Origin of the sequence: Clostridium sp. ATCC 25772 (assembly GCF_001573875.1) — a bacterium.
In the GTDB taxonomy this organism is placed as follows: domain Bacteria; phylum Bacillota; class Clostridia; order Clostridiales; family Clostridiaceae; genus Clostridium_J; species Clostridium_J senegalense.
The window spans coordinates 1-585 of record NZ_LFRG01000181.1; the positions used below are offsets into that span (position 1 = coordinate 1).

Here is a 585-nt window from a genome sequence, read left to right on the forward strand (position 1 = left end):
CTTGTACCCAGTGTTTATTACTTTAACATTCCTATTTATTATACTTTCATTTTGAACTGCAAAAGATATTCTTCTACATGGTATTTTAAAATTATTTAATTCATTTTTTATTATTTTACTTAACTTGTTGATATCTAAAATCAATCCATTTCGGTCTATTTGATTAAACTCAAAAGTTTTCATATTTATAAATTTAACATAGCCAAAATACTTTTCTATAACAAGCATTTTAATTGTATTTTCTTTTATCTCTAAAGTTAATGTTTTTATTTTTATCACCTCTATACTTTATTCTTGTTCGTTTTTAGGATAAAAAGTTTGTCCGTCTACTTTCACCTTTATATCTTCATTTTCTGTATATACTTTAAAGTTTTTATCTTTTTGGCTTTGAACTTTGGGCTTACCTTCTAAATAATTATTTTCAACTAAATAATCTATACTAATTTCATCTTCAGATACATCACTATTAATCGCTATTTTTGCAGCTGTAGCTATATTGTTAGCCGTAACGTAATCTGCATTTATCTTACTGTTTTTTTCAACATCACCAAACTTGACTAATGCAATGCTTGATAGTACTCCAAG

2 protein-coding genes are annotated in these 585 nt (G+C 25.3%); both read right to left on the minus strand.

Annotated features, from left to right (window positions below; translation table 11 throughout):
* On the minus strand, positions 1 to 279 hold a 279-nt coding region (locus AZI32_RS17470; protein ID WP_157450987.1), incomplete at its 3' end, for a hypothetical protein.
* Positions 280 to 288: 9 nt separating this feature from the next.
* A partial coding sequence (locus AZI32_RS18660; protein ID WP_061997178.1) for a hypothetical protein occupies positions 289 to 585 on the minus strand: 297 nt, incomplete at its 5' end.